16 protein-coding genes and 3 pseudogenes are annotated in these 22,582 nt (G+C 63.3%); 9 read left to right on the top strand and 10 right to left on the bottom strand.

What is annotated here, in order from left to right; genetic code table 11:
• The coding region (locus XAXN_RS09775; protein WP_042824689.1) for a transposase at positions 1–137 on the bottom strand (137 nt) is incomplete at its 3' end.
• A gap of 183 nt (positions 138–320) precedes the next feature.
• On the opposite strand from XAXN_RS09775, the pseudogene XAXN_RS23065 reads away from it, so the two are divergent.
• Positions 321–2,189 (top strand): annotated as a pseudogene (locus tag XAXN_RS23065) (XVIPCD domain-containing protein).
• 132 nt (positions 2,190–2,321) lie between these two features.
• On the opposite strand, the gene XAXN_RS09785 reads toward XAXN_RS23065, so the two are convergent.
• From XAXN_RS09785 to glmS, 3 genes are all read right to left on the bottom strand, one after another.
• Positions 2,322–3,461: a hypothetical protein gene (locus XAXN_RS09785; RefSeq protein ID WP_054319401.1), complete on the bottom strand. Its 1,140-nt coding sequence runs from the start codon at positions 3,459–3,461 to the stop codon at positions 2,322–2,324.
• A 233-nt stretch (positions 3,462–3,694) separates the two neighbouring features.
• Positions 3,695–4,168 carry a hypothetical protein gene (locus XAXN_RS09790; RefSeq protein WP_054319402.1) on the bottom strand — a complete coding sequence of 158 codons (474 nt, stop codon included), beginning with the start codon at positions 4,166–4,168 and terminating at the stop codon, positions 3,695–3,697.
• A gap of 324 nt (positions 4,169–4,492) precedes the next feature.
• A complete protein-coding gene (gene glmS / locus XAXN_RS09795; protein WP_054319403.1) occupies positions 4,493–6,322 on the bottom strand; it encodes a glutamine--fructose-6-phosphate transaminase (isomerizing) in 1,830 nt (609 codons plus the stop codon).
• A 205-nt stretch (positions 6,323–6,527) separates the two neighbouring features.
• Here glmS and XAXN_RS09800 point away from each other — a divergent pair, with 205 nt between their 5' ends.
• The 7 genes and pseudogenes from XAXN_RS09800 (at position 6,528) to XAXN_RS09830 (ending at position 14,534) form a co-directional block, all read left to right on the top strand.
• Positions 6,528–7,799: an efflux RND transporter periplasmic adaptor subunit gene (locus XAXN_RS09800; protein WP_054319404.1), complete on the top strand. Its 1,272-nt coding sequence runs from the start codon at positions 6,528–6,530 to the stop codon at positions 7,797–7,799.
• Positions 7,800–7,847: 48 nt separating this feature from the next.
• The gene (locus XAXN_RS09805; protein ID WP_054319405.1) at positions 7,848–8,567 is read left to right on the top strand and encodes an ABC transporter ATP-binding protein; all 720 of its coding nucleotides are present in this window, start codon (positions 7,848–7,850) and stop codon (positions 8,565–8,567) included.
• A 12-nt stretch (positions 8,568–8,579) separates the two neighbouring features.
• Positions 8,580–9,881 (top strand): ABC transporter permease, encoded by a 1,302-nt coding sequence (locus XAXN_RS09810; RefSeq protein ID WP_054319406.1) that lies wholly within the window; start codon positions 8,580–8,582, stop codon positions 9,879–9,881.
• A gap of 55 nt (positions 9,882–9,936) precedes the next feature.
• Positions 9,937–11,169, top strand: coding sequence for an ABC transporter permease (locus XAXN_RS09815; protein ID WP_054319407.1), 1,233 nt, complete (start codon positions 9,937–9,939; stop codon positions 11,167–11,169).
• 213 nt (positions 11,170–11,382) lie between these two features.
• A pseudogene (locus tag XAXN_RS09820) lies at positions 11,383–11,696 on the top strand (hypothetical protein).
• A 163-nt stretch (positions 11,697–11,859) separates the two neighbouring features.
• Positions 11,860–13,179 (top strand): annotated as a pseudogene (locus tag XAXN_RS09825) (sigma-54-dependent transcriptional regulator).
• 8 nt (positions 13,180–13,187) lie between these two features.
• On the top strand, positions 13,188–14,534 hold the full coding sequence (locus XAXN_RS09830) for a sensor histidine kinase (protein ID WP_054319408.1): 1,347 nt from the start codon (positions 13,188–13,190) through the stop codon (positions 14,532–14,534).
• Between the two features lie 106 nt (positions 14,535–14,640).
• Here XAXN_RS09830 and glmU read toward each other — a convergent pair whose 3' ends face one another.
• Entirely contained in the window at positions 14,641–16,011 is a 1,371-nt protein-coding gene (gene glmU / locus XAXN_RS09835; protein ID WP_054319409.1) for a bifunctional UDP-N-acetylglucosamine diphosphorylase/glucosamine-1-phosphate N-acetyltransferase GlmU, read from the bottom strand.
• 151 nt (positions 16,012–16,162) lie between these two features.
• Between glmU and XAXN_RS09840 the strand changes: the two genes are divergently transcribed.
• Positions 16,163–16,546, top strand: coding sequence for a GtrA family protein (locus XAXN_RS09840; protein WP_054319410.1), 384 nt, complete (start codon positions 16,163–16,165; stop codon positions 16,544–16,546).
• A gap of 506 nt (positions 16,547–17,052) precedes the next feature.
• Here the strand turns inward: XAXN_RS09840 and XAXN_RS09845 are convergent.
• The 5 genes from XAXN_RS09845 to atpA all read right to left on the bottom strand — a co-directional run bounded on the left by XAXN_RS09845 (position 17,053) and on the right by atpA (position 22,565).
• Positions 17,053–17,622 (bottom strand): chorismate mutase, encoded by a 570-nt coding sequence (locus XAXN_RS09845; protein WP_054319411.1) that lies wholly within the window; start codon positions 17,620–17,622, stop codon positions 17,053–17,055.
• A 231-nt stretch (positions 17,623–17,853) separates the two neighbouring features.
• Entirely contained in the window at positions 17,854–18,276 is a 423-nt protein-coding gene (locus XAXN_RS09850; protein WP_003484011.1) for a F0F1 ATP synthase subunit epsilon, read from the bottom strand.
• Between the two features lie 137 nt (positions 18,277–18,413).
• Positions 18,414–19,820 (bottom strand): F0F1 ATP synthase subunit beta, encoded by a 1,407-nt coding sequence (gene atpD, locus XAXN_RS09855; protein ID WP_003484008.1) that lies wholly within the window; start codon positions 19,818–19,820, stop codon positions 18,414–18,416.
• Positions 19,821–19,964: 144 nt separating this feature from the next.
• On the bottom strand, positions 19,965–20,828 hold the full coding sequence (atpG, locus tag XAXN_RS09860; protein ID WP_054319412.1) for a F0F1 ATP synthase subunit gamma: 864 nt from the start codon (positions 20,826–20,828) through the stop codon (positions 19,965–19,967).
• A gap of 189 nt (positions 20,829–21,017) precedes the next feature.
• Positions 21,018–22,565 carry a F0F1 ATP synthase subunit alpha gene (atpA, locus tag XAXN_RS09865; RefSeq protein ID WP_054319413.1) on the bottom strand — a complete coding sequence of 516 codons (1,548 nt, stop codon included), beginning with the start codon at positions 22,563–22,565 and terminating at the stop codon, positions 21,018–21,020.
• Positions 22,566–22,582 lie beyond the last annotated feature (17 nt).

Consider the following 22,582-nt stretch of genomic DNA (forward strand, 5'->3'; position numbering starts at 1 on the left):
CCACCGAACTTGCTGCGCCATAGGTAATACGAGGCTTCGCTGAAGCCATGTCGCCGGCACAGATCTTTGATCGCCACGCCGCTTTCGGCCTCGCGCAAAAAGCCAATGATTTGTTCCTCGGTAAAACGCTTCTTCACGTCCAATCTCCTTCAGGTAGGGAATTGGACTCCAAACTGGCGTGCTACTCAAAATCGGGGGGACGTCGACCCCTGAAGACAGGACCAAAGGAATTGGTTCGGGCGGCGTACCGCTGCAGCCGCGTGGCTGCAGCACTCAATCAAGGACCTTGAGCGATGCCGACGAACTACTCACGAGCCCAAGTGCTAGACATCATTGAACGCGAAGCGGCCGAGCGGAATATTCCGTGTGACGACTTCCTGCGTTTTGCCCACGTAGAGACTGGCGGCGCCTTCGACGAGTTGGCCAACCGCGGCCCTAGTGGCGCGAAAGGACTGTTCCAGTTCACGCCGCCAACCGCCCAGCAGTACGGTATTGCCGGACGCGAGCTGGACGCGGTGGTCAACACCGATGCAGCAGCACGGCTGTATCTGGATAACCGGACGAGCCTGGTTAATCGACACGAATGCGATGGGGGGCCGTATCTTTCGGGCAAGCCGGAACCCGATGGCCTGGATCTGTACCTGGCCCATCAGCAAGGCGCCGGTGGCTACCGCTCTCTGCAGACCGCGATCGCCACAGGATCTTTTGGCCTGGAAAGCACGCGCGCCAACATTCTCAACAACGTCGGCGAGAAAGAATTGAAATCCCTGGCGGGTGTCGATTCGTCGACGTTCCGGCGCATGTCCGACAAGGACATGGCACAGACCTTCGTGCAGTACTGGGATACGAAGATGGACCGTATCCGTATTCCTGAAAAAGGCATCGAGCCGATTTTGGCCGCGCAGCAGCCACCCCGCACGCTGCTCCAGCGCATTCTTCACCTGCCCGGCCGGAAAAACCCGCAACGCAAGGCATCGCGCTCCACGCGGCGTATGACCTCACCAATAAATACGACCACGTCAAATACGGCCTGGGCGCGAAAGATCCCGATAAAGGCAGGGTCGATTGTTCTGGCTGGGTGGTCGAAATGCAGAACGCGACCATAGACGAGATCAACAAGGGCGCCGGCAAGGCCATCTTCACCAAAGACGAAAAGTTCAGCCCCGGTTTCGACAGTGCATCCGAACTGCTGCGCAAGGCCGAGCTGCGCTCCGGTGTGCTGATCCAAGGCAAGGACGTCACTGCCCAGACCCTCAAAGAGGGCATGATCATCGGCGAGGACAATGGCCCTCAGGGCCGCAGGGACAGCGGACGCTACAAGGGCATCGACCACATCACGATGGTGGTGCGCGACTCCAAGGATGGCCAGCTCAAGATCAGCCAATCCTGTGGCGGCGAGGGTGTTGAGCTCAGTTCGCTGGATTCCTACCTTGAGCACAAGCACGCCAGGGGCGTCAAGCTGTATGCGAGCGACCCGCTGTCTGAGACGCGCGACCTGTTGCAGGAGCGCAGCCAGGACAAGCAGCAATCTCACCCAGCGACCGAGCACAAACCCGGCCAGGCACCCGCCGCCGCTGAGGCGCCGGGTGTCCTGCGCGAAAATGCGCGTGGCGCAGAAGTCCGCACATTGCAGCAAACCCTGCAAGCAACTGGGTTACAAGGACGCAGGCGGCAACGAACTCAAGGCCGACGGTGTCTATGGCCAACGCACCAGCGACCCGGTCAAGGCATTCCAGCGTGCGCATGGCTTGCAGGACGATGGCGTGGTGGGCCGCGAGACGCAGGCGGCGCTGAATCAGGCGGAAAAGACGCCACTGCTCTCGGAGAAAACCAATCCCGACCATCTGCTGTTCAATCAGGGGATCAACAAGCTGGAACAGCTCGGTCCGAATGCCTTCGCCAATCGGCAGCAACTGGTAAACGCGGCTGGCCACATGACCTTCGAAGCCAAGGTCAGCGGCATGCAGCGCATCGACATGGTGGCGCAGAGCAAGGATGGCAACGGACTGTTTGCCGTGCAGGGTCAGCCAACGGACCCGGCGCATCAGCGGATCTATACCGAAAAGGCAACCGCTGCGGAACGGCCGCTGGAGCAGAGCAGCAATGCGGTGCGGCAGGAAGCCCAAACGCAAACGCAGGTTCAAGATCAGCACGAGCAACAACCCAACCAGGCGCGTAGCGTCGGTTGATCTTCGTGCAATTAGAAACGCAGAAGGGGCACTGATCGATGGATCGGTGCCCCTTCTGGTTTACGCCCGCATGACTCGATTTTCTCGGATCACGTCAGGCGACGGATATCCGGCACGTACAGCGCTGATCCGTCAGTTGGACGTCGCAACAGCCTCTCTATCATGGAACCATTGCGGCAAGTGCTCGGCGAATTTCGCTGCGCATTCGTCGCTGTAGGCTTGTGCGGCTTGCTTGACCAGTGCGTAATCGTTGGCTTCCAATTCTTCCAGCGAGGCAGTGCGCGGTGTCGGCGCACAATCCAGGCTGACCGGGCTCGCCTTGCGCTTCAAAAAGCCGCTGCGCTCGCCACCGATCGTCATTGCGTAGCGCAGTTCGTAAGGCGACTTGGCATCGGCCAGGCTCTGATACACCAGCAGCCAATCCGACATCAGCACCTGCAAGGGGAACGGTTCTGCCGGTACGGCCCGCGGATGCCCGGTGAAGTAGGTCTTCAAATGCGCGTTGACCGCGTCACGCTGCAATTGATAGCCGGGATTCCCCAGGGCCTCCATCTTTTCGCCTTTCAGCTGATCTTTTCCGAAGGCAGAGACCGCAACACCGCGCGCAAACAGGCTGGTGGCAATTTGCAAGCCGATGACCATCCCGGTATGTCCGCGGCGCCCCACACGCAGCATCTCATCGCCGTTGGGCAAACCGTTCGAGCCCACGCGCATGCTGGAATGCAATGGAAGCTGCAAGGCCCAATCTGCCGAGGGCGCCAGGACAGCGCCTGCATCGGATTGCGGACCTGGCTGCGCCTCTGTTGCGGCGACCGACACAGTGCCTGCAACTGCAGCAGCCGCATACGCAGTTGCCGTGGAGAAATCTCCGCCCGCAAACGCAGGCACCACCGCAGTGGCTTCGGTCAAGCGCGCAGGGGTACAGAACGTACCAGCTGCCCGCATCTGTGCTTCATGGAAGCCGATACCGTTGATCTGGTGCACTACGGCATCCTTGCCGTACTGCTCCACCAGCTTGCCGATCAATGCATCGGACGGCGATTGCTGTGCGCAGACCTTGGCGGCGGCGATGCGCGACCAGGCGAATTGCAGCGCAGGATCCCAGCCCATCGCATCTTCGCCCACGAATCCGTGGTCGTAGTGATACGCGTAAATGGCAGGGTCGATCTCCTGCAGCGTCATTCCACCCTGGCCGGCATAGCCCAGCGGCACGTCTTGCGCAACAGCAAGCCCCGGCAGTGCCAATAGCACCGCCGCGATACACATCTTCATGAATCCCTGTCCCTATGGATAAGTACGACGCGCTGCATGTCCCCCATGCAGCGCGACCGATGCGCCACCGCTCGCACACGACGGCTTCCAACATGCAGGGCGCTGATCGACGGGTGATGGCACAACACACCCGGCCGATCGTCCTGCAGGGGTAGTGTGCCCGCACACGACAGCCATCGCAGTCGGGGCGGTCCCCACGCATGTGTGGGGACCGCCCCTCAGATGCTCACTGCTTAGGCATGCAGGATTCCACCGGGGCCTGGTTGCCAATCGCGTGGCGTGCGCAATGCGGCCAATGTACGCACCAGCTCGCGATAGCTCTGGGCCAGTTGCGCGAACAGGCCTGCATCGCTGCAGCGGGTGTCGGCCACTTCGGAATACGCGCCCCTACCCAGGTCGATGAAGTAATCCACACTGAGGCGCCGGCGCTGCGCCACGCCTGGAAACAGGCCTGCAATCAGCAGGCAGCCGTCGCCCACGTCACGCAATGCGTCGGCCCGCACGCTACCGATCTGGTCCTGCGCATGCAGCCATGCCAGCGCCTGCGTACGCGAAAGCAGATGCGCATCGCGCTGGAAGCGTAGCAACACGAACACCAGATAGTGCTCGCGCGATTCGTCCAGCGGACGCGCAATCCGCTGCCCCGCCTCGCGTACCAACGCCTGCCACAATTCGGCCGGCGCCCCGTGTTTGAAAGACTCGTGCATACGTCCTCCTGCGTGGTGTGGACCCTCGCCAGGAGCTTATGCATAACGTGGGCCACTGCGTTGGCAGAGGCTATGGTGGAGCGCTAAGAGCGACCGCTGGTAGTGCTACGGGGCCTTTACCAGATGCATACGACCATTTCCTGAAAGCGGCATGCGCCACGTGCAAAGGCAAAGATATCGGCAACTGCTTGGCGAGGGACTCAACCTCGCGCATTGCGCGTGAGCTCGGCCAGCGGGACGTCGCAAGCAATCGCCATCCTGGAAAGTGACAGCGACAGAGCCGCACACAGCTGACAGCGCGCGCAGCCGCCATCGCGGCTGCGCTTATTCCACCGTGACCGCCTTGGCCAGATTGCGCGGCTTGTCCACATCGGTGCCGCGTGCCAGGGCCGTGTGGTAGGCCAGCAACTGCACCGGAATGGTGTGGATCACCGGCGACAGCACGCCGGCATGGCGTGGGGTTCGAATGACATGCACGCCTTCGGAGTCGCTGAAGTGGCTGTCTTGATCGGCAAACACGAACAGCTCGCCGCCGCGGGCGCGCACTTCCTGCATGTTGGATTTGACCTTCTCCAGCAGGCGGTCGTTGGGTGCGATCACCACCACCGGCATCGCCGCATCCACCAGTGCCAGCGGGCCGTGCTTCAACTCGCCGGCCGGATACGCTTCGGCGTGGATATAGGAGATTTCCTTGAGCTTGAGCGCGCCTTCCAATGCAATCGGATAATGCAGGCCGCGACCGAGGAACAGCGCATTTTCCTTCGGCGAAAACCGCTCGGCCCAGGCCATGATCTGCGGCTCGAGATTCAGCGCGTGCTGCACGCTGCCGGGCAAAAAACGCAGCTGCTCCAGATACTGCGCTTCTTCGGCGTCGCTGCTGCGGCCCTGCAACCTGCCCAGCACCATGGCGAGCTGGAACAACACCGCCAGCTGGGTGGTGAAGGCCTTGGTCGAAGCCACGCCGATCTCGGCGCCGGCACGCGTGTAGCAGACCAGTTCGCTGGCGCGCGGGATCGCGCTCTCCGGCACGTTGCAGATCGACAGCGTGTGCAGATGCCCCAGCGATTTGGCGTATTTCAGCGCCTCCATCGTGTCCAGCGTTTCGCCCGACTGCGAAATGGTCACGATCAGATGCTTCGGGTTGGCATACGCGGCGCGGTAGCGGTATTCGCTGGCGATCTCCACGCTGCACGGCATCCCGGCAATGGCTTCGATCCAGTAACGCGCGGTCATGCCGGCGTAGTAGCTGGTACCGCAGGCCAGGATCTGCACGCCTTCGATGTCGCGCAACACCGCTTCTGCGTTGGCACCGAACAGCGACGCCGGGAAGCCCTTGGCATCGATCGCCGCCTCGATGGTGTCGGCCAGCGCGCGCGGCTGTTCGTGGATTTCCTTCTGCATGAAGTGGCGGAACGGGCCGAGTTCCAGCGAGGCCAGCGACACGTCCGACAGGTGCAGCGGGCGCTCCGCCGGCGCATCGTTGCCATCGAAGATGCGAACGCCATCGCGGTGCAATTCGGCGGTGTCGCCTTCTTCGAGGAAGATCACCTGGCGGGTGGACTGCACGATCGCCGACACATCGGAGGCGACGAAGTTCTCGCCCTCGCCTACCCCGATCAGCAACGGGCAGCCCATCCGCGCGCAAACGAAGCGTTCCGGTTCGGCCTGGCTCATCACCGCCAGCGCGTAGGCGCCGGTGAGTTCCTTGACGGTGCGCTGCAGCGCGGTGAGCAGGTCGCCGGCGCTGCCCCGATGGTGATGGATCAGATGCGCGATGACTTCGGTGTCGGTCTGCGACTCGAAGGTGTAGCCCAGCGCGCGCAATTTTTCGCGCTGCTCCTCGTGGTTTTCGATGATGCCGTTATGCACCAGCGCCACGCCGGCGCTGATGTGCGGGTGCGCGTTGGCTTCGGTGACGCCGCCATGGGTGGCCCAGCGGGTGTGGCCGATGCCCAGCGTGGCGCCCAACTGTTCGGCCTGCGCGGCCTGCGCCATCTCGGCCACCCGGCCGGTGCGACGCACCCGGCGCACCTGCGCGCCGTCGAGCACTGCAATGCCGGAGGAATCGTAGCCGCGGTATTCCAGGCGCTTGAGTCCCTCGATCAGGACCGGGACCACATCGCGCCCGGCGATCGCTCCGACAATGCCGCACATAGGACAGCTCTCGCAAAAGAAGTCGGACATTTTAGCGTGTCCGCTCTTGTCCGCTGCATGACCGTGCCCGGACAGCGTGTCCGCGACCGGTGTCCGCGGACACTGCGGACAGTGGTCGTCACCCCATAAAAACCATCTATTTTAATTATTTGAATGTTGGCACAGGTCCTGCTGTATCGCAGTGACGCCACCGAGCCAGCCGACCATGATTCGCGATACCTCCGCCCAAGATCAGGTTCTCCGTACCCCCGCCCAGCGTGCGCCGTGGCGCCGCTGGCTATGGCCTGGCAGTGCCGCGGTGGCGGTGCTGGCCGGCATCGGCTGGGCCGTGACTGCGTGGAGCGCCGGCAGCCGCTCGTTCGATGCCAGCCGGGTGCGCATTGCCACCGTCACCCAGGGCGACCTGGTCCGCGACATCGCCGCCGACGGCCGCGTGATCGCCGCCAATAGCCCGGTGCTGTATGCCATCTCGGCCGGCACGGTGACGCTGAGCGTGGTGGCCGGCGATGTCGTCAAGCAGGGCCAGGAGCTGGCGCGCATCGACAGTCCCGAGTTGCGCAGCAAGCTGGCACAGGAGCAGGCCACGCTGGCCGGCCTGGAGGCCGAATCCAGCCGCGCCGCCCTGGATGCCACCCTGGCGCGTGCCAACGCCAGCAAGCTCACCGACCAGGCCCAGATCGACAAGCAGGCCGCCGTGCGCGACCTGGAGCGCTATCAGCGCGGCTTTGATGGCGGCGCCGTGCCGCAGGTGGAGCTGGCCAAGGCGCAGGACACCTTGAAGAAGACCGACATCGACCTGCAGCACGCCCAGCGCGATGCCGCGTTGAAGAGCCAGGGCGCGGACCTGGATTCGCGCAACAAGCGCCTGCTGGCAGACCGCCAACGCGCGGTGGTGGCCGAGGTGCAGCGCCAGGTGGACGCACTCACGCTGCGCTCGCCCTTCGATGGCCAGGTCGGTCAGGTGCAGGCGGTGCAGCACACCCAGGTGGCTGCGAACGCGCCGATTCTGGGCGTGGTGGATCTGTCCAAGTTCGAAGTGGAGATCAAGGTGCCGGAAAGTTTCGCCCGCGATCTGGCGATCGGCATGCCGGCCCAGCTCACCAGCGGCACCGGCCAACCGTTCCCCGGCGCCATCTCGGCGGTGTCGCCGGAGGTGGTCAACGGCGAAGTCACCGCGCGCATCCGCTTTACCGACAAGCAACCGCCTGGCCTGCGCCAGAGCCAGCGCATGAGCGCACGCGTGCTGATGGACACGCGCCGCAACGTGCTCAAGGTCGAACGCGGCCCGTTTGTCGAACAATCCGGCGGCGGCTATGCCTACGTGATGGATGGCACCACCGCTGCGCGTCGCCCCGTCACGCTCGGCGTCAGCAGCCTGGGCGAAGTGCAGGTGCTGTCCGGGCTGCAGGTCGGCGACCGCGTGGTGGTCTCCGGCGCAGACAACTTTGGCGACGCGACGCGCGTCACCGTCCACTGATTCAGTCATTCCCACTCGTCGCACACTCTCTTCGCAAAGGAATCGGCAATGCTCAAGATGCAAGCGGTCTCCAAGGTCTTCCGCACCGAACAGGTGGAAACGCATGCGCTGCGGTCGCTGGACCTGCATGTGCGCGAAGGCGAGTTCGTCGCGGTCACCGGCCCCTCCGGCTCTGGCAAGACCACCTTCCTCAATCTGGCCGGGCTGCTGGAAACCTTCACCAGCGGGCAGTACCTGCTCGATGGCGAAGACGTCAGCCATCTCTCCGACGACGCACGTTCGCGCCTGCGCAACCGGAAGATCGGCTTCATCTTCCAGGGCTTCAACTTGATTCCCGACCTCAACCTGTTCGACAATGTCGATGTGCCGTTGCGCTATCGCGGCATGGCGGCCGCCGAGCGCAAGCAGCGCATTGAAGACGCACTGAACAAAGTCGGCCTGGGCTCGCGCCTGCGTCACTACCCCACCGAACTGTTTGACGGCCAGCAGCAGCGAGCCGCGATTGCGCGCGCACTGGCCGGCAGCCCGCGTCTGCTGCTGGCCGACGAACCCACCGGCAACCTCGATTCGCAAATGGCACGCGGGGTGATGGAACTGCTGGAAGAGATCAACAGCCAGGGCACCACCATCGTCATGGTCACCCACGACCCGGAACTGGCCGCGCGCGCGCAACGCAACGTGCATATCATCGACGGCCAGGCCACCGACCTGGAACGCAATCCCGGCCTGATGCGCACGCCTGCCGCCGCTGCCACACTGGCCGACTAAGGAGCCCCCCCCATGTTCGGCTACTACTTCAATCTTGCGGTCCGCAGCTTCCGCCGCAACAAGGTGCTCACAGCGTTGATGGTGCTGGCCATCGCGCTGGGCATCGGCGCCAGCATGACCACGTTGACGGTGTTCTATGTGCTGTCGGGCGACCCGATTCCGCAGAAGAGCGATCGGTTGTTCAACGTGCTGGTCGACCCACAACCCAAAGCCGGTTTTCAGCCAGGCGAAGAGCCGGACGATCAAGTGACCCGCTTTGACGCCGAAGCACTGTTACGTGAAAAGCGTGCCAAACGCCAGGCACTGATGACCGGCGCGCAAGTCGCCATCGAACCAGACAAGAAGGGCATCAGTGCATTCAAGTCGGAAGCTCGCTTTACTTCGGCAGATTTCTTCCCGATGTTCGAAACACCGTTCCTGTACGGACAGGGTTGGTCAGCCGGCAGCGACGAAAAACACGAACGCGTTGCAGTCATCACCAAGAAACTCAACGACAAGTTGTTCGACGGGAGCAACAGCGTCGGTCGCGATTTGCGCATGGACAAGAGTACCTTCCGCATTGTTGGCGTCCTCAACGAATGGAATGTCAATCCGCGCTTCTATGACCTCAGCAATAGTTATGGATCAGACGAACAGGTGTACTTGCCGTTTTCGGTGGCGATCGATCTGAAGATGGACCATTACGGCGGCATGAATTGCTTTGGCAAGAACGACAATAGCGATCAGACCGCGCTCAACGCGTCCTGCACCTGGATGCAGTATTGGGTGGAACTGGAAAGCCCGGCGAAGGCTGGCGACTACAGGGCCTACCTGGACAACTATTCCGACCAACAACGCGCTGCGGGGCGTTTCCAGCGCCCGAACAACACCCGCCTGCGCAATGTCATGGAGTGGCTGGACTATAAAGAGGTGGTTCCCGGCGACGTGCGCCTGCAGTTGTGGCTGGCAATGGGTTTTCTATTGGTCTGCCTGCTCAATACCGTTGGTTTGTTGCTCGCCAAGTTCCTGCGCCGCAGTGGCGAGATCGGTGTGCGTCGCGCCCTGGGCGCCTCACGCGGCGCGATCTTTGCGCAGTGCCTGGTCGAAGCCGGCACCATCGGACTTGCAGGCGGCATTGCGGGGCTGGGGCTGGCATGGTTGGGATTGTGGGTGGTGCGCCAACAGGCCGTTGACTACGCCAAGCTGGCGCATCTGGATCCGACCATGCTGCTGCTGACCTTCGCACTGGCGCTGGCTGCCAGCCTGCTGGCCGGCTTACTGCCGTCATGGCGCGCCATCCAGGTTGCCCCCGCGCTGCAGCTCAAAGCGTCCTGATCACCAAGCCCGCCGCGCTACGGCGGGCACGGCCTCTTATCCGAAGGTACCGCCCATGGACATCCACCCTATCGTCTCCACGTTGCGCCATCACAAGACCGCAGCAGCATTGATCGTGCTCGAAATCGCACTTGCCTGCGCGATCATCTGCAATTCCCTGTTTTTGATCGGCAACCGCATCGAAACGCTGCAGCAGCCCAGCGGCATTGCCGAATCGGAACTGGTCAGCATCCAGCTTGGGGGCATCGGCACCCAGGTCAATGCAGAAGCACGCACACGTGAAGATCTGGCAGCCCTGCGCAATCTGCCTGGCGTCCGTAGCGCGATCGCCATCAATCAGATTCCGTTTGTTCATTACTCGTGGAACAGCAGTGTCTCTCTTACTCAACAACAAGAGCGCCCGACACTTAGTGCCGCGCAGTACATGGCCAGCGAAGGCACGCTCGGCACGCTTGGCCTGCAACTGCTGGCAGGGCGCGATTTCACCGCAGGCGAATTCATGGATATGGCGCAGGCCAACAAGGACCGGGCCATCGATGAAAAAGGCCTTTCGGTGATCATTACGCAGCGCATGGCCGACAAGCTGTTCCCCACGCAAACTGCATTGGGAAAGACAGTGTACGCAGGCGATACTGCACTACACATCATCGGCATCGTGCAGGCACTGGCACGCCCCACCAACAATACCGCAGCCGGTGTTGATCAGAGCAATTACTCGATGTTGCTGCCACTGCGCATCACTTACACCACAGGCCAATACATTATCCGCGTCACCGATCCAACACGTCGGGCAGAGGTCTTGCAATCTGCCGTCGCTGCGCTGATGAAATTGGACAATAGCCGGCTGGTCCTGAAACAGCAGACCTATAGCGACATCCGCGCGGACTATTTCGAGAACGATCGCGCAATGGTCTGGCTGCTCGACGCAGTGTGCATCGCACTACTGATCGTCACGGCACTGGGCATCGTCGGCCTGGTGAGTTTCTGGGTAGAGCAGCGCACCAAGCAGATCGGTATCCGCCGTGCGCTGGGTGCAACGCGCAGCCAGATCCTGCGCTACTTCCAGATCGAGAATTTCCTGCTCGCCTCGATCGGCATCGTGCTCGGCATGCTGCTGGCCTACTCGATCAACGTCTGGTTGATGGCACGTTACGAGCTGCCACGCTTGCCGCTGATCTACCTGCCGATCGGCGCGCTGCTGCTGTGGATGCTGGGCCAGGTGGCGGTGTTCTGGCCGGCCAGGCGCGCAGCCGTAGTGCCACCGGCGGTTGCCACCCGCAGTGCATGATGGCGGTTCCTTCACTGTCGCTTGGCGGTGGGGAAGGAAAAAGGCTCACCATCAACCGTGCGTTTCCACCCTGGTTACGAACCGGATCCGCTCATGCCTTGCCCTGTTGCCACATCCGCATTGATCGCCCTGACCGCCTGCTGTCTCTTGCACCCCGACCAGGCCCATGCGACAACGCGGGCGCACGCGGCGTCGGCCTCCTCCAACGCTTCGATGCAAGACGCTCTCGCCATCGACGACACCCGCCTGAACTGGCGCCATAACGATCAGATCCTGGAGCTTGTCGCCAGCAGCGACGGATTGCTGGTGACCCAGGCCAGCGCGTCGCTAGGCCTGCAGTTGCAGCGCGGCGATCGCATACGCACGGCGGGCCGAACCCAGATCACCGAAGTCGCAACACTGCCGGCTGCACTGCGCGCTGCTGCAGGCAACCCGTTGCCGTGGATGTCATGCGCGATGGTGTGCAGGTGCACCTGATCTGGACAGCGGCCATGTACACACCGCTGTTGCCGCCGACGGCTCCATAACCAAGCGCCATGCCGGCGCACAGCCGGTTCACCATGCATCGGCCGCTTGAGTCCGCCGACGTTGCCGCCCGGCGCTCTGGCCGCAACCCTCCTGGCGGTGCGTTGTCGTTCCGTGTTGCCAGTATTCTGTGCCGATCCCTCCCGCGCCTGCTCGAGCAATGCGATGCCGCAGATCCTGATCATCGACGACAACACGGCCGTTGCCACTGCGCTGGAGGTGCTGTTTTCGCTGCACGACATCGAGGCACGGCACGCGCATTCGCCACAGGCCGGGCTGGCGCTGCTGGACGAGCAGGCGTTCGATCTGGTGATCCAGGACATGAATTTCACCGCCGACACCACCTCCGGCGAAGAGGGCGAGGCGCTGTTTACCCAACTGCGTCAGCGTCATCCGGACCTGCCGGTGATCCTGCTCACCGCCTGGACCCATCTGGGCAGCGCGGTAGGCCTGGTCAAGGCTGGCGCGGCCGATTACATCGCCAAGCCCTGGGACGACACCAAGCTGCTGACCACGGTCAACAACCTGCTGGAACTGTCTGAAGCACGCCGCGAGCTGGAACGTCGTCGCGAACGCGAACGGCGCGGCCGCGAGCAGCTGACCCAGCGCTACGATCTGCACGGCGCGGTGTTCGCCGATCCGGCCAGCGAGCGCGCCATCGCCCTTGCCTGTCAGGTCGCACGCTCGGACTTGCCGGTGCTGATCACCGGCCCCAATGGCAGCGGCAAGGAAAAGATTGCCGAGATCATCCAGGCCAATTCGGCCACCAAACATGGCACATTCATTGCACTCAACTGTGGCGCCTTGCCAGGCGAATTGATCGAAGCCAAATTATTCGGCGCAGAAGCCGGCGCCTACACCGGTGCAAACAAGGTGCGCGAAGGCAAGTTCGAAGCGGCCGACGGCGGCACGCTGTTTCTCGACGAGATCGGCAACCTGCCGCTGGCAGGGCAAATGAAGTTGCTGCGCGTGCTGGAAACCGGCCGTTACGAGCGGCTGGGTTCCAACCGCGAACGCCACGCCAAGGTGCGCGTGATCAGCGCCACCAATGCCGATCTGCCGGCGATGATCCGCGAGGGCAGTTTTCGCGAGGATCTGTATTACCGGCTCAACACGGTGGAAATCGCACTGCCCGCACTGGCCGAACGCCCCGGCGATATCGGCCCGCTGGCCGAGCACTTCCTCGCCGGTGAAAAGCCGCTGTCCGCGCAGCCTGGCCCGGCAACGTGCGCGAGCTACGCAATGTGCTGCAACGCGCCGCCTTGCTCGCGCAGGGCGCGCGTATCGAAGCGGGCGATCTGAATCTGCCACGTGCACCCGCGCCACGGCCGGCGGCGCCGGCGGCAGGCGAGCCGGATCGCGCGCGTATCGAATCAGGCGCTGGCGCGCGCGCAAGGTGTGATCGCACAAGCGGCGGCCGAGCTGGGGTTGAGCCGCCAAGCGCTGTATCGACGCATGGACCGTTACGGCATCAGCCCGGAATGAACTTTCGTATGCGGAGCCGCTCTTTCACGTTTTCGCTGTTTTTACGCTTGCTGCCGGTTCTTGCGCTGGCGGCTGCATTCCCATGGTTCATGGCGTACTGGCTGGACCACGGCTGGCAGGTGGCGGCGATTTCGGTCCTCGTACTGCTGGCGGCGATGTGGTTCAGCCTCACCCGCGCCACCGCGCCGATGCGCTCGCTGTTTCGTGCGCTAGCCGGCACCACCAGCAGCTACCGCGATGGCGAATACAACTTCGGCGTGTATTGGCGCGGCAACGACGAGCTGGCGCAACTGGTGCAGGCGCATGCCGAACTTGGCGATGTGCTGCGTGCGCAGCGTAGTCACCTGGTACAGCGCGAGCTGATGCTCGACACCATGCTGCAGAACACGCCGGTGGTCATGCTGCTGGTGGTCGCCGGCGGCGATGGCCTGCGGCGGATCGGGTTTTCCAACAATGCCGCACGCAAATTGCTGTATGAGGGACGCAAGCTGGAAGGCCAGCATCTGGACGATATGCTCGGCCGCATGCCCGCCGAATTGCGCGACGCCCTGGCACGTGGCGGGGATTGCCTGTTCGCGGTACGCGAAGATGGCGACGACGAAGAGGACGAGCAGATCTATCACCTGTCGCGGCGTAGCTTTCACATCAACGGGCGCGGGCACGAGCTGTTGTTGATCCGCACCTTGACCACCGAGTTACGCCGCCAGGAAGTGCAGACCTGGAAAAAAGTGATCCGCGTGATCAGCCACGAATTGAACAATTCGCTGGCACCGATCGCCTCGCTGGCGCATTCGGGCGCCGAGCTGCTGCGCCGCGAACGCACCGACCGCCTGGGTACGGTGTTCGAGACCATCGAAGAGCGCGCGCGTCACCTGGAAGGCTTTATCCGCGGCTATGCGCGCTTCGCCAAATTGCCGCAACCGCAGCTGCAGACCATCGAATGGGCGCCATTTCTGCAGCGCTTGCAGCAACAGATTCCATTCCAGGTGCAGGGCACGCTCACCGATGTCTCCAGCCGGATCGATGCAGCGCAGATCGAGCAGGCGCTGCTCAATCTGCTGAAAAATGCCCACGAGGCCTGCAGCGAAGCGCAGCCGCCCAACAGCGATGTCGCACTGCGCGTCACGCGCGTGCCGCAGTGGTTGCGCATCGAAGTGCTCGACCGCGGCAACGGTATGAACGAAGCGGTACTGCACAACGCGCTGATGCCGTTCTATTCGACCAAGCGCAATGGCACAGGTCTTGGCCTTGCCCTCACCCGCGAAATCGCCGAAGCGCACGGCGGCCGCATCTCGCTGCATAACCGCGAACACGGCGGACTGTGCGTGACCTTGCTGTTGCCGTTGGCGGCGTGAAACACCGCAGGACGCGCGCAACCCCTTCGAGGGTGCGTGACGTCCCGCGCATGGGCAAATGCTGCGCACGCGCGCCAGTTTGCGCCACGCAGCACACCCCGCAGCGCTACGGCGACTTCTTGGTCGGCCGCTTCCAGCCTTCGATCACGGTCTGCCGCGCACGCGTCACTGTGAGCTGGCCCGCTGGCGCATCGCTGGTGACCACCGACCCGGCACCAATGGTGGAATTGGCGCCAATCTCGATCGGCGCCACCAACGCGCTGTTGGAGCCGACAAAGGCGCCATCGCCGATGGTGGTCTGCGACTTGTTCACCCCGTCGTAGTTGCAGGTGATGGTGCCGGCGCCGATGTTGACCTTGCTGCCGATCACCGCATCACCCAGATACGTCAGATGGTTGGCCTTGCTGCCGACGCCCATGGTGACCTTTTTGGTCTCCACGAAATTGCCGATATGCACGCCATCGGCCAACACGGTGCCGGGACGCAGACGCGCGAACGGACCGATCTGCACCGCGCCTTCGGTGACCACGCCTTCCAGATCGCTGTGCGCACGCACCTGGGTGCCGGCACCGAGCGTGACGTCGCGCAAGCGGACGAACGGGCCGATCACCACCCCATCGCCCAACGTGACATCGCCTTCCAGAATCACATCGATATCCAGCTGCACATACCGGCCCACCTTGACCGTACCGCGCTGTTCCACGCGCGCGGGGTCGGCCATGCGCACGCCCTCCAGGCAAAGCCTGCGCGCGGCGCGCAACTGCCAGGCACGTTCGAGCTGGGCGAGCTGCCACGGGTCGTTGGCACCTTCCACTTCCTGCGGGTCGGCCACATGCACCATGTCGGCCGGCGTGAACTCGGCAGCGGCACTGGCGAACACGTCGGTGAGATAGAACTCGCCTTGTGCGTTGTCGTTGGACAAGCCGGCCAGCCAACGACGCAGTGCAGTGGATTCGGCGGTGAGGATGCCGGTATTGATGGTGCGAATGCGGCGCTGCTCGTCATTGGCATCCTTCTGCTCGACGATGGCGGCCACCCTGCCCTCCGCATCGCGCAGGATGCGCCCATAGCCGGTGGGATTGGCTAGTTCGGCGACCAGCACCGCCATGCGGCCCGGCGCCTGCAGCAGCTGCAGCAGGCTCTCGCTGCGGATCAACGGCACATCGCCATACAACACCAGCACCGTTGCCGCATCGGGAATCGCGGGCATCGCCTGCTGCACGGCATGTCCTGTACCCAACTGCTCGCGCTGCTCGGCCCACTGCAGATCGCTTTGATCGGCGAAGGCTGCCTGCACCTGATCGCCGCCATGCCCATACACGAGATGGATCGCCGCCGGCTGCAGCTGACGCGCCGTGGCGATCACATGCGCCAGCATCGGCTGGCCCGCCAGCGGCTGCAGCACCTTGGGCAGGGACGAGCGCATGCGCTTGCCTTCGCCCGCGGCCAGGATCACAACGTGCAGGGGCAGGGTCATCAAGACATTCCAGGCAGAGAGATATTCAAATTCTAGTCGCTGCGCCGCCGCCGCGTCGTAGCCCGGATGCAGCGTTCGCCCGCGCTAACAACGTTTGCGCCTGGCAGCCGCTAGGATGAGGATGGGCGCCCCTTTCCTTTCCCCTGCACGCATGAGTCTGTTCCGCCAAGGCAGCCAGTTCATGATCATTGGCGCGCTGCAGCTGGCCGTGGATTGCGGCATCTTCATCGCCGCCACCGCCTCAGGCATGCCTGCAGTGCCCGCCAATCTGCTCGGACGTATCGGCGGCGCCATGCTCGGCTTCTGGCTCAACGGCCGCTATACCTTCGCCCAGCAAGGCGATGCGCGGCTGGGTTGGCGACGCTTCCGCCGCTTCGCCGTGATGTGGCTGACGCTCACGCTGATCAGCACCTGGCTGCTCTCGACCACGGTCGACCTACTCGGCCTGCGTCAGGCATGGCTGGCAAAGCCACTGGTCGAAGGCGGCCTGGCGATCGTGTCGTTCTTCCTGGGCCGGCATGTGGTGTATCGCTGATGGATGCCATGCGCAGGCGCCGAGCGTCTACTCGGTCGCGTGGCGATATCACGCAGAAGGGCATACCGCTTGCGCGCAGACATGTGTAGCACAGCAGCTGCATCTTCTTAAACTGATCGATCGCACGTGCATCTTCCTAAGCTCTTCCGCGGCTTCCATGCCGCGCCGGTCGGCGGGCATGGACCAGTCGCGTCAGCCGCTGTACGTGGCGTTCGGCCAGGCTGCCAGGAGCCTTTCCCGTGCGGCGTCCTCGCCGGTTGCGGGACAGTTGACGGCATGGAGGCCGCCGTCGCTCCCAGGACGGGTTAACCACGTGTCCCGGGAGCGACGAAGGCACTGCGCCTTCGACACGCTCAGCGTTCGATCTGGACCTGCGACTGCATCTGCCAAGATGTGACCGACAAAACCGCTGCGCTCACCGCCAGGTGTGCGCGCATAGGTTTGTCAGCCGCTCCAACGCACATGACGGCAAATGGTTCATCGCAGACCGATTGCAGAGCATCACATCAGTGGCAAAAATCGCCCAGGGCACGCACCAGTGCCGCGCGATGCAGCGCATCCAGCTGCCATTGCTCTGCGTAATGCGCCGCAGCACGCGCGGTGCTGGCCGGGCAGTCGGGCGCGCTGCGCGCTGAGGCCACATCGGCCAGCGCATCCAGCAGTTCGCCCTGCAGTTGATCCAGGCGAGCGCGCAGCGCGGTGAGATCCGGACGTGCGGTGTTCGGCGCGCGTCCGCGCTCGTGCCAACGGTTCAGCAGCGCGTACTGCACCGACTTGTTGGCCTCGATTTGCGCGCCAAAGAAGCGAGCAGCATCGTCGGCATCCAGCCCATGCGCCGGCGCCTGATCGCGCACGCTTTGCAGCACCGCCGCCTCACGCGCCTGATCCAGCACCGGCTTGCCACTGTCCCACTTGCTTAGCGCCACCGCGTCGCCAATGGCATTGCGCTGCACGATGCGGTCCATCAACAGATCCAGCGGCGGCTGACTGCGCGCCGGCAATGCGCACCCCAGCAACCCGGCGGCCAACAGGCCGCTCACCATGTAAGCGCGAATGCCATCGATCGAACGGGTCATGCATCTTCCTCAACGTGCCGAACTAAGGTTGCCCTGCACCGCTGCCGTGCAGGGTGCGCCAATGCACGCAGTGTGCCTGCCGCACGCAATGGCGGATTCACGAATCCGCACGCGAAGCGCCAAAAACGAAAACGCCGACACGATGGTCGGCGTTTCGGATTGCTTATCTGCAGATGAACTTGCAGCTGTCGCTCGTGCACCGCCCACCCTCGAAGGTGAGCAGACCACTGCTTAGTGCTTGAGGTTGCGACGCAAGCGCTCCAGCGCCTGCAACTGCACGGTCGCTTCGGCCAGCTGACGCTGCGCCTCGGCCACGTCCACCGTGTTGCCACGATTGGCCAGCAGCCGCTCGGCCTCTTCCTTGACCTTGCGCACGGCCGCTTCGTCGATGTCCTGCGCACGCACTGCGGTGTCGACCAGAATGGTCACCACCTGCGGCTGCACTTCCAGGATGCCGCCGGAAATGGCGAAGTCCAGCTGTTCGCCATTGGCGGTGGTCACCACCACCTTGCCCGGCTTCAGGCGCGTGATCAGCGGCGCGTGCTTGGGCGCAATGCCCAGCTCGCCCAACTCGCCGGTGGCCACGACCAGCGTCGCCTCACCGTGGAAGATTTCCTTCTCGGCGCTGACGATGTCGCAACGGATAGTGCTCATGGTGCCTCACGTTGTGAGGCGGGGATTGGGGATTGGGGATTCGGGATTGGCAACCGCAGCTTTCGCTGTGACCACTCACCTCGTTCCCGCACCCAGCTCACCCGCCGTACCTAATCCCGAATGCCAAATCCCGGCTCTTACGCCTTGGCGCTCATCTTGTTGGCTTTCTCGACGGCTTCTTCGATGCTGCCGACCATGTAGAACGCCTGCTCCGGCAGGTGGTCGTATTCGCCGTCGCAGATCGCCTTGAAGCCGCGGATGGTGTCCTTCAGCGAGACGTACTTGCCCGGCGAGCCGGTGAACACTTCGGCCACGTGGAAGGGCTGGCTGAAGAAGCGCTCGATCTTGCGTGCACGCGACACCGACTGCTTGTCTTCTTCGCTCAGCTCGTCCATGCCCAGGATGGCGATGATGTCCTTCAGTTCCTTGTACTTCTGCAGGGTCTGCTGGACGCGCTGGGCGGTGTCGTAATGCTCGTGGCCGATCACCAGCGGGTCCATCTGGCGGCTGGTGGAGTCCAGCGGATCCACGGCCGGGTAGATACCCAACGAGGCGATGTTACGGCTCAGCGTGACCGTCGAGTCCAAGTGGGCGAAGGTGGTTGCCGGCGACGGGTCGGTCAGGTCGTCCGCAGGCACGTACACGGCCTGGATCGAGGTGATCGAACCGCTCTTGGTCGAGGTGATGCGCTCCTGCAGCACGCCCATTTCCTCGGCCAGGGTCGGCTGGTAGCCCACGGCCGACGGCATACGGCCGAGCAGCGCGGATACTTCGGTACCGGCCAGCGTGTAGCGGTAGATGTTGTCCACGAACAGCAGCACGTCCTTGCCCTTGCCGCTAGCGTCCTTCTCGTCGCGGAAGTACTCGGCCATGGTCAGGCCGGTCAGCGCCACGCGCAGACGGTTGCCCGGCGGCTCGTTCATCTGGCCGTACACCATCGCCACCTTGTCCAGGACGTTGGAGTCCTTCATCTCGTGGTAGAAGTCGTTGCCCTCGCGGGTACGCTCGCCCACGCCGGCGAACACGGACAGACCCGAGTGCGCCTTGGCGATGTTGTTGATCAGTTCCATCATGTTGACGGTCTTGCCGACGCCGGCGCCGCCGAACAGGCCGACCTTGCCGCCCTTGGCGAACGGACACATCAGGTCGATGACCTTGATGCCGGTTTCCAGCAGCTCGGTACTGGACGACTGGTCTTCATACGACGGTGCGCCGCGATGGATTTCCCAATGGTCCGAGGCCTGCACGTCGCCGGCTTCGTCGATCGGGCGACCCAGCACGTCCATGATGCGGCCCAACGTGCCGGCGCCGACCGGCACCGAGATGGCACGTTCGGTGTTGGTGGCGACCAGGTTGCGCTTCAGGCCATCGGTGGAGCCGAGCGCAATCGTGCGCACGACGCCGTCGCCGAGCTGCTGCTGCACTTCCAGGGTGATTTCGGTGCCGTCGACCTTCAGCGCGTGATACACCTTCGGCACTTCATTGCGCGGGAATTCGACGTCGACGACCGCGCCGATGATCTGAACGATCTTGCCCTGACTCATTTTGCTGCTCCGGTTAGCTTTGTTCTGTCCGAGTGGCCGATGCCATCTCGTGGAATTTTGTGATTTGGGATTCGTGATTGGGGATTCGTAAGGGCGCGATTCGCTGCGCTCCAACCAATCCCGAATCCCCAATCTCGGCGGTACTTATACGGCGGCCGCGCCGCTGACGATTTCCGAAATTTCCTGGGTAATCGCCGCCTGACGTGCCTTGTTGTAGACCAGTTGCAAGGTGCCGATCATCTTGTTGGCGTTGTCGCTGGCGGCCTTCATCGCCACCATGCGCGCGGCATGCTCGGATGCCACGTTTTCCAGCACGGCCTGGTACACCAGCGACTCGATGTAACGCGTCATCACGTGCTCCAGCACGGTGGCGGCATCGGGTTCGTACAGGTAATCCCAATCGTGGTGCGCCACCTTGTGCTCGGCGGCCGGCAGCGGCAGCAGCTGATCGAAGCTGGCCTTCTGCGTCATGGTGTTCACGAAGCGGTTGTAGACAAGGTATACACGGTCGACCTTGCCTTCGATGAAGGCATCGATCATCACCTTGATCACTCCGATCAGCTGCTCCACCTGCGGGCTGTCGCCCAGGTGGGTCACGCTGCCGACCATGTTGACCTTGATGCGACGGAAGAACGCCGTGGCCTTCTGGCCGATGGTCACCACGTCGATCTCGGCACCCTTGTCCTGCCAGGGACGCACCTCCGCCAGCATCTTGCGGAACAGGTTGTTGTTCAGGCCGCCGGCCAGGCCGCGGTCGGAAGAGATCACGATGTAACCGACCCGCCTGACCTGCTCGCGCTCGACCAGGAACGGATGCTGGAAATCGGTGCTAGCCTGCGCCAGATGCCCGATCACCTGCTTCATCGCCTGCGCATACGGACGCGAGGTCTTCATGCGCTCTTGCGCCTTGCGGATCTTGGAGGCCGAGACCATTTCGAGCGCGCGCGTTACCTTGCGGGTGTTCTGCACGCTCTTGATCTTGGTTTTGATTTCGCGTCCGCCTGCCATTGCTCGCTCGCTTCGCTCGTGGGATTCGGGATTGGTGATTCGGGATTGGCCAAAGCCCCTCGATGTCACCTCACCTACAAACCCCGAAATACCTGAATCTGAAGATCCAAAGTGGTGATCAAGAGCGGTCAAGCCCTCAGATCACCGCCTTTACGAATCCCGAATGCCCAATCCCAAATCCCGGCGCCCTTACCAGCTGCCCGTGGTCTTGAACTCTTCGATGCCCTTCTTGAAGCTGGCTTCGATGTCGTTGTCCCAACCGCCGGTGCTGTTGATCTTGGAGACCAGCTCGCCCTGGGTGTTGGCGAAGTGCGCGTGCAGGCCTTCTTCGAACGCCAGCAGCTTGTTGACCGGCACGTCGTCCAGGTAGCCCTCGTTGACGGCGTAGATCGACAATGCCTGGTTGGCGATGGACATCGGCGCGTACTGCTTCTGCTTCATCAGCTCGGTGACGCGCTGACCGCGCTCGAGCTGCTTGCGGGTGGCTTCGTCCAGGTCCGAGGCAAACTGCGCGAACGCCGCCAGCTCGCGGTACTGCGCCAGCGAGATACGGATGCCGCCGGACAGCTTCTTGATGATCTTGGTCTGTGCCGCACCGCCGACGCGCGACACCGAGATACCGGCGTTGACGGCCGGGCGAATACCGGCGTTGAACAGATCCGTTTCCAGGAAGATCTGGCCGTCGGTGATCGAGATCACGTTGGTCGGCACGAACGCGGACACGTCGCCGGCCTGCGTTTCGATGATCGGTAGCGCAGTCAGCGAACCTGTCTTGCCGGTCACCGCACCATTGGTGAACTTCTCCACGTACTCCTCGGACACGCGCGCGGCGCGCTCCAGCAGGCGGGAGTGCAGATAGAACACGTCGCCCGGATAGGCTTCGCGGCCCGGCGGACGCTTGAGCAGCAGCGAGATCTGGCGGTAGGCCACGGCCTGCTTGGACAGATCGTCGTACACGATCAGCGCGTCTTCGCCGCGGTCCATGAAGTACTCACCCATGGTGCAGCCGGCGTAGGGGCTGATGTACTGCATCGCGGCCGATTCGGACGCGGTCGCAGCCACCACCACGGTGTGCGCCAGCGCGCCGTTTTCTTCCAGCTTGCGCACGATGTTGGCAACGGTCGAGGCCTTCTGGCCGATCGCCACGTACACGCACTTGATGCCGGTGCTCTTCTGGTTGATCACCGCGTCGATCGCCAGCGCGGTCTTGCCGGTCTGACGGTCACCGATGACCAGCTCGCGCTGGCCACGGCCGATCGGGATCATTGCATCGACCGACTTGTAACCGGTCTGCACCGGCTGGTCGACCGACTTACGCCAGATCACGCCGGGCGCAACGCGCTCCACCGGTGCGGTCTGGGTGGCGCCCAGCGGACCCCTGCCGTCGATCGGCTCGCCCAGTGCGTTGACCACGCGACCCAGCAGCTCCGGTCCCACCGGCACTTCCAGGATGCGGCCGGTGGTCTTGGCCACGTCACCTTCGCGCAGGTTTTCGTAATCGCCCAGCACCACGGCGCCGACCGAATCACGCTCCAGGTTCAGTGCCAGCGCGAAGGTGTTGTTCGGCAGTTCGATCATTTCGCCCTGCATCACGTCGGCCAGGCCGAAGATGCGCACGATGCCGTCGGACACGCTGGTCACGGAGCCTTCGTTGCGCGACTCTGCGGACAGCTTGACCGCCTCGATGCGGGTCTTGATCAGGTCGCTGATTTCGGAGGGGTTGAGCGTGGTTGCCATCGTTCAGTCCTAGGTGC

The sequence above is a fragment of the Xanthomonas axonopodis genome, from assembly GCF_001304695.1.
GTDB classification, from domain to species: Bacteria; Pseudomonadota; Gammaproteobacteria; order Xanthomonadales; family Xanthomonadaceae; genus Xanthomonas; species Xanthomonas axonopodis.

Coding starts and splice junctions, on each gene's coding strand:
- glmS (WP_054319403.1), bottom strand. CDS start 6,322: ATGTGCGGCATTGTCGGAGCGATCGCCGGGCGCGATGTGGTCCCGGTC.
- atpD (WP_003484008.1), bottom strand. CDS start 19,820: ATGAGTCAGGGCAAGATCGTTCAGATCATCGGCGCGGTCGTCGACGTC.
- XAXN_RS09785 (WP_054319401.1), bottom strand. CDS start 3,461: ATGAAGATGTGTATCGCGGCGGTGCTATTGGCACTGCCGGGGCTTGCT.
- glmU (WP_054319409.1), bottom strand. CDS start 16,011: ATGACCCTGCCCCTGCACGTTGTGATCCTGGCCGCGGGCGAAGGCAAG.
- XAXN_RS09815 (WP_054319407.1), top strand. CDS start 9,937: ATGGACATCCACCCTATCGTCTCCACGTTGCGCCATCACAAGACCGCA.
- XAXN_RS09805 (WP_054319405.1), top strand. CDS start 7,848: ATGCTCAAGATGCAAGCGGTCTCCAAGGTCTTCCGCACCGAACAGGTG.
- XAXN_RS09830 (WP_054319408.1), top strand. CDS start 13,188: ATGCGGAGCCGCTCTTTCACGTTTTCGCTGTTTTTACGCTTGCTGCCG.
- XAXN_RS09800 (WP_054319404.1), top strand. CDS start 6,528: ATGATTCGCGATACCTCCGCCCAAGATCAGGTTCTCCGTACCCCCGCC.
- XAXN_RS09845 (WP_054319411.1), bottom strand. CDS start 17,622: ATGACCCGTTCGATCGATGGCATTCGCGCTTACATGGTGAGCGGCCTG.
- XAXN_RS09840 (WP_054319410.1), top strand. CDS start 16,163: ATGAGTCTGTTCCGCCAAGGCAGCCAGTTCATGATCATTGGCGCGCTG.
- XAXN_RS09790 (WP_054319402.1), bottom strand. CDS start 4,168: ATGCACGAGTCTTTCAAACACGGGGCGCCGGCCGAATTGTGGCAGGCG.
- XAXN_RS09810 (WP_054319406.1), top strand. CDS start 8,580: ATGTTCGGCTACTACTTCAATCTTGCGGTCCGCAGCTTCCGCCGCAAC.
- atpG (WP_054319412.1), bottom strand. CDS start 20,828: ATGGCAGGCGGACGCGAAATCAAAACCAAGATCAAGAGCGTGCAGAAC.
- XAXN_RS09850 (WP_003484011.1), bottom strand. CDS start 18,276: ATGAGCACTATCCGTTGCGACATCGTCAGCGCCGAGAAGGAAATCTTC.
- atpA (WP_054319413.1), bottom strand. CDS start 22,565: ATGGCAACCACGCTCAACCCCTCCGAAATCAGCGACCTGATCAAGACC.